This is a genomic window from Acinetobacter sp. YH12201, from assembly GCF_013418145.1.
Classification (GTDB): Bacteria; Pseudomonadota; Gammaproteobacteria; order Pseudomonadales; family Moraxellaceae; genus Acinetobacter.
Window position 1 is genome coordinate 1 of sequence record NZ_VPCP01000118.1, and the last position, 6,495, is coordinate 6,495.

General features: G+C 35.8%; 5 protein-coding genes and 2 pseudogenes. 2 read left to right on the forward strand and 5 right to left on the reverse strand.

Going from position 1 to position 6,495, the window contains the following annotated elements; all coding sequences use genetic code 11:
• The first annotated feature begins 74 nt into the window (after window positions 1-74).
• Window positions 75-239: a hypothetical protein gene (locus tag FTU91_RS15185; protein WP_180082772.1), complete on the forward strand. Its 165-nt coding sequence runs from the start codon at window positions 75-77 to the stop codon at window positions 237-239.
• A 473-nt stretch (window positions 240-712) separates the two neighbouring features.
• On the opposite strand, the gene FTU91_RS15190 is transcribed toward FTU91_RS15185, so the two are convergent.
• The 4 genes from FTU91_RS15190 to FTU91_RS15205 all read right to left on the reverse strand — a co-directional run bounded on the left by FTU91_RS15190 (window position 713) and on the right by FTU91_RS15205 (window position 5,456).
• Window positions 713-934, reverse strand: a complete 222-nt coding sequence (locus FTU91_RS15190; RefSeq protein WP_086197372.1) for a hypothetical protein — start codon at window positions 932-934, stop codon at window positions 713-715.
• 73 nt (window positions 935-1,007) lie between these two features.
• Window positions 1,008-1,148: a hypothetical protein gene (locus tag FTU91_RS15195; protein ID WP_166169909.1), complete on the reverse strand. Its 141-nt coding sequence runs from the start codon at window positions 1,146-1,148 to the stop codon at window positions 1,008-1,010.
• 697 nt (window positions 1,149-1,845) lie between these two features.
• Window positions 1,846-4,041: a catalase HPII gene (gene katE / locus FTU91_RS15200; RefSeq protein ID WP_257221765.1), complete on the reverse strand. Its 2,196-nt coding sequence runs from the start codon at window positions 4,039-4,041 to the stop codon at window positions 1,846-1,848.
• Window positions 4,041-5,456 carry an iron-containing redox enzyme family protein gene (locus FTU91_RS15205; protein ID WP_180082774.1) on the reverse strand — a complete coding sequence of 472 codons (1,416 nt, stop codon included), beginning with the start codon at window positions 5,454-5,456 and terminating at the stop codon, window positions 4,041-4,043. Before FTU91_RS15205 ends, katE begins: the two co-directional genes overlap by 1 nt.
• 252 nt (window positions 5,457-5,708) lie before the next feature.
• On the opposite strand from FTU91_RS15205, the pseudogene FTU91_RS15210 reads away from it, so the two are divergent.
• Window positions 5,709-6,178: pseudogene (locus FTU91_RS15210) on the forward strand (CinA family protein).
• A 214-nt stretch (window positions 6,179-6,392) separates the two neighbouring features.
• On the opposite strand, the pseudogene FTU91_RS15215 reads toward FTU91_RS15210, so the two are convergent.
• A pseudogene (locus FTU91_RS15215) lies at window positions 6,393-6,495 on the reverse strand (IS5/IS1182 family transposase); the annotation flags it as partial.

Here is a 6,495-nt window from a genome sequence, read left to right on the forward strand (position 1 = left end):
ATCAATAACACAGAAGATTTCTGTAAAATCAAACATGGTGGTTAGAGTCTTTGGTTTGTGTAGTAACTTTCTAAATGGCTCTAACCATCTTTTTTTCAAGCGGTTTTCTTATCCGTAATTCGGGTTACTTAGCAATTGATGCAGCGTCTAAAAAGTGGAATATGCCTATTCGCGACTGGCGTTTAGCCATGAGCCGCTTTATTATTGAATTCGGTGACCGCTTAAGCAATCACCTTTAAATTTATGAAAAGCAATTACACAAAATTATTTACAGGCTCTTGATATAAGCCCTTTCTTCGCTTGGAGGGCTTATTTAAGCTTAATAGCCTTAAAATACCTGAGCTGAAAATTTCATTCGCATTATATCAAAGCTTGAGATATTAAAGACTTTTTATTTTAATTTTTTATGATGACTTTATTTTAATTAAATTTATCTTTCTATATTTTTATCTTTAAATACAGATTTTATCAGCATAAACCTCTATTTATTTGAAATTCTCTTTACATACCCAAACCTCCCCCTCTATACGTACCCGATCCGGCCCAATGAGGTCTAATCTATGACCATAATAATTGGTCAGATTGAGAAAATTCCCATTCTTGTCATAATTCGCCCATACGCCTCGCTGAATGTCCGGGCTATCAAGTTTATAAAATGTAACGAGTTTCTGTGGATATGTGGTTACTGTATTATTCATTTTACCTGACCTTGTTAATTAGCAAAATAAGGTACATCCTCTTCAATAAAGAATACCTCTCCCGTAGAGTTCAAAATCCATTGATTAGTGCCCATAATCTTTGTTAATTGTTCTTGTGATGAGTCATATACATTGAGCAAATGATTTTCTTCATCATATTCACCGGTATAAATTACGGTGGGTGTTGTATCAAAATCCTCATTCATTTTATGGGCTTTTACAGGTCTGATATTCATACTTAACTCCTGTCCTGCTTAAAGGGGCTTTCCCCCTTCAAACTTCCTACTGACCACCCCATTCAATCCTGCTTTATTTTTCATTTTGAGACTGTTTACCAGACTCTTTTTGCTGATTATGTTTATGGTCTTGCTGTGGCAAATGATGTGGCTGTTTAATCGGTTGATTCCTTTGATTCATATCTGTTTGATTTTGAGGTTGAGACTTAGACATAACACTATTCCTTATGCTATTTTTATTACCATTACTTAATGACAATCAATAGCCTGATTATTAATGACAATATTAAGAATATACTCAAGTTAACCGAATAAAAACAATCATGATGTATCAAAATATAATATTGCAATAAAAATATAACTGTAGAACTCAATATTCTTACTAAAACAATATTAAACACAGAAAATAAATAAATTATTAATAGAATTTTTTAAATAAAAAAATAATGATAATTCTTATACATATGTTAATTATGATGATAAATCATCATCTTAAAATAATACTTATTTCACAAAATTTAAAATAACATGAATACATAAATAATACATATAAATAAATATCCCATATTTATCAAATGGCTCCAAAGTAAAGCTTATGATTTTTAATACAATAGACTTCTTCATAATTATTGATACCTTCTTTATTTTTTATCTCATAGATAGAAGTAAAAAAGACTTATGAAAGAAGTCTAATATATATTAAAAGTCAGTCTTCTGATTCAACTCATCAATAAGCTTTCGAAATTTAAATCGAACGATAATTTAAGTGCTTAGCCTCAAATCATATGTGCAACTCAACAATAGCCAAACCAGCTTGCAAGTGCATTTTAGAAAATTAACATTGTTCATTCGAAAAACACCCATCATGAAGATGGGTATTTTATGAGAAATAGTCGCGAAAATATCGCAATTTAAGCTGGAACAGCGTTGGCAATCGCTTCGCGTGACCAGACCCGATGATAACGAATCAGGGTTTTAAACCGTTCATGTACAGAGGAAAAATTATCTGTTCTTAGCGTTCCATCATCATGGGGCAATTTAAGCTCATGCAAAAGTTCTTGCTTATCTCCTAACAATACAATCGGCTTTAGGTGCTTGTAGGCTTCCAAAAGATAATGTTTTGTCACGCCGTCTTTTAACACTTGCTGGTAATTATCACCATCCACAATCACCACAGCATCATAAGCAATCGAAGGCTCTGCTTTTTGCATACCATCCGATGCAACTGCAGACTGCTGTTGATTCATCACAGGGCCCGGCGTTGGCGTCAATATATGAGCAACTGCTTTTTCAGCCATAGCCCATTGCTGAATCGCATCGATATTCTCTTGGCTCACCCCATCATGTACCAGCACGGCTATTTTTTTAGCTTTGATATCTTCAGGAACAAATGCCGTCATAGAAAGACGCGCCGATTTTTCTACCGAGGAAGATTTGGCCGGATTTTGGGGGGCTGTGACCTCTATACCCAAATTTTTACCGACCTGTTGGGCCAGATTCAGATCTATATTGGCCAATACTGCTTGCACTTCACGTTGGCGGATATGTGGACGCTGCACTTTACTCAATTCAAAAATATAGGCATCTACTACGTGCTTCTGTTCATGCGGTGCCAAGCTCTGGTAATACAGTCGAGCCTGCGAGAAATGGTCTGAAAAAGACTCACTGCGCTGGCGAATTTTTTTACCATCAATTCTTTCCTGATAACTCTCAAAACCACCATCCTGTGCAGCGGGTGGTGTTTCGACTGGCCAGTTGTTATCAATCGAATTCGGTTGATACGATGCCTGACCACGATGAATAAAACTTTGATGCATGGCATCACGCTGGTTGTTATGAAAAGGACAAATCGGTTTATTAATGGGCAACTGATGAAAGTTTGGGCCACCCAAGCGGCTCAACTGAGTGTCGGTATAAGAAAATAAACGTGCCTGTAACAGAGGATCATTGGTGAAATCTATACCCGGTACAATATGGGCCGGGCAAAATGCCACCTGTTCAATTTCTGCAAAGAAATTATCAACATTCCGATTAAGAACAAACTTACCAATTGGCGTGACCGGAACCAATTCCTCGGGAATGATTTTTGTCGGATCGAGCAAATCGAAATCAAACTTCATTTCATCTTCTTCAGCGACAATCTGAATACCGAGCTCCCATTCCGGATAATTCCCCGACTCAATCGCTTCATATAAATCCCGACGGTGAAAATCCGGATCTTTACCTGACAGCTTTTGTGCTTCATCCCAAACCAACTGGCTCAACCCTTGTTTCGGTGTCCAGTGAAATTTGACAAATATGGCTTTGCCGTCGGCATTGATCATACGGAAGGTATGGACGCCAAAACCTTGAATCGAGCGCAAATTACGGGGAATGGCTCGATCCGACATTGCCCACATCACGGTATGAGCAGACTCCGGTACCAGGGAGACAAAATCCCAGAAAGTATCATGGGCTGATCCTCCGGTTGGTATTTCCGTATGTGGTTCAGGCTTTACGGCATGTACAAAATCCGGAAACTTAATGCCATCCTGCACAAAGAAAACCGGAACATTATTGCCGACCAAATCGTAATTACCTTCCTGAGTGTAAAACTTGATGGCAAAACCGCGAATATCCCGTACGGTATCGGCAGAACCGCGGGGTCCTTGTACCGTAGAAAAACGCACAAAAATGGGCGTCTGTATGCCGGAGTCTTTTAAAAAGCCCGCTTTGGTATATTTTTCATTGCCCGGATAAGCCTGGAAATATCCATGTGCCCCTACACCACGTGCATGCACAATCCGCTCAGGAATGCGCTCATGATCAAAATGGGTGATTTTTTCCCTTAGGATAAAATCTTCCAGTAAGGTCGAACCTCTTACACCTGCCTTTAAACTGTTTTGATTATCTGCAATCTTTACGCCTTGATTGGTGGTCAGTGCATGATCTGTAGCATAACTGCGTGAAGCATCTAACTGCTGTGTTTTTGCACTTTCATTTTTTTTGTCTAAAGTACCGGTGCCTGCTACTTCACTTTGCTTGGCTTTATGATTCATCTTGCGCCTCTTTTCTATTGTATAAACATGGGTTCGATAACGTAAATGCGTGGATGTTATGGCTGACATCAATTGGTGAATTTCTGATTGCTTAAAAAGGGAAACAGGAACTCGACCAAACGTTGGGTACACCAGAGTCCTGTTTCACGATGATGGGCATGAGGAGCTAAATAAGGCAGCAGTTTATTGATTTTCATAGCAAGGTTGCCAGTTTCATAAATCTGATGCTGAATATCTTCAAGCTCCCCATCGGATAAAAAACTGAACATATAATTATTTTTATCTTTATGTTCCAATTTGATTCTTCGAGCGTTCAAATCGGCATCTTGAGCAGATTCATCTGCAATCCAGTCATAAATGATCTGCTTTTCAGTAGCAGTAAATACGCCAAACATTTTCCCTTCTTCCTGATTAATCAGCTTCCAGAAGCGGCTTTCTTCGGGATCGTAACCCAGCTTGATCCATTTTTTATCAATGAGTACCTCAACAAACTCTTCTACCGAGTCTGGCGATGCAAGCCACGAATTAATCGTTTTGTTATTAAACTTGCATTTGTCATTGTGAATGACATTACCGATCAAGGCTTTTCGTTTTAAAATTTTAATTACCAAGGCGTCTAAATTTAGATTTGTAATAATTTGCCTGGAGGACAAGCCTTTATCGTTCAAAGCGAAGCCAATCTTCATTTTCTCTAAAAAAGACTTTTTATCATTGAATTTACTATATATTTTTTCAAAAGCTTTAATGGATAAATATGCATGACCATTATCAATATTGTCGATGGTGATATGCAGATTGAAATATTTTGAATCTATTCCTAATTCTTGTAGCTCATAGTTGGTGATCAGCAGATGTAACGGAAGTTGCTCATAGGCCAGATTAAAACCGATGATTTCCGGAATGAACTCGGGGGGTGCATAAGCCAGCGCGAGTTGAATGGCAGGTTGATGATAATATTCATCCTCCAGATCCTGTACAAAATGTTCCAGCCCCAAATTTAAGATAAGATCATCAAATAAGCATACATGATTAGATGTGGCAAGTCCCAAACCGAGTTCTTCCAGATAAATCTGGATTAAGTCTCTGAACACCGGATCATTCCAGTAATGGACAATACTAAACAACCATGAACCGTCTACCCGCTTTACCGGCGCAACCTTAATCAGAAATTCGAATGCCTGACCCACATTTTTAAAATATTCTCGCCCTGCCCCCCTATTTCTTTTTTCTAAATAAGCCTGATATTCAGCACATTGAAACTTATTATTTTCTAGAATCCAGTCCTGGATTTTACTGATATCAGGGGGAAAATCGATGGAGTTATAAGTTAAGCTTTGGATTTCTTTTTTTAAAAAATATGAAGCTTTTCTTTCCTTTTCTTGAATAGAAACCTCACCATTGAGAAAAAAAGTAACCAAATCAAAATAATTTTGATGATTTTTATCAACCAATTCTAGTAATTTCTTTTTTACTGCTACTGGCATTTTTTATTCTCCAAGCGGTAATTAGCATATAAACTTAATTCACTTGGGTTTAATGAAAAAAGCCTATAATTGTTATTATTCGTTTAATTTATGTTGAATCAAAAAATAATCAGGTTTTATATATCAAATATTTAAAACATTCATGCTCCTGAAAAACGAGAAACCAGTCACCTTTTAAAAAAATATTTAATTGTTTATATTTTATTTATTTTTTAGAATATGAATAGGAAATTAAAATAAAGCGAAAAAAATATGATGACTCAATGTTGTGAATTATTGGCTAAAAAAAGTTAAAGGTGACTTTCATTGAAAGCGCTTAGGCAGGTTATTTAGCTTACCGATTTTCCCTGACTCCATTCTCTGGCAAAATTCTAATTGGAGGTTTAGTGTGTTATGACCTGAAAGTTAAAGAAAAAATACTGGAAATCGCTCCAAAACTGATAGCAAAATATACACCTGAATCTATTGAAATTACTGAAGAATTGGTAAAAAAAGCAAAGGATATGTTTACTTCGGATATTTATGTAGGATGTACAGGATTACTTAAACCTGGCGGTTCTGAAACTTCAGAAAAACCTGTGGGAACTTTTTTTTATTCAATTTCATACAAAAACAAAATATATAATTACCGATGTTTATGTAAAGGCAAGAAAACAGAAAAATTAAATAAGCTGATTCAACACATATGTAAAAGTCTGATTAAAATTATTAAAAAAATTTAATAAAATAATAATTAAAATTTAAATTTGTAAATATCAATCTCCCCAATAACCGATATATTTCATAGATATAATATATGATAGAATTATTATAATTACATTTAAAACATTATGTAACATCCATTTTATTTTTTAATGAAATATTCATGCTAATAATGATTATATCTGGTTAAACAGATTTTATTAAAAATATATATTAGATCTCTTGCGAAAGTCATTATTGAAAATTTATCCGGTTTACCAGTGCAGCGATTAAGTTAATGCGTAAACCGAATCTTTTCCGTCTATTTCGATAGCGTTCACTTAATATTCTAAATGTT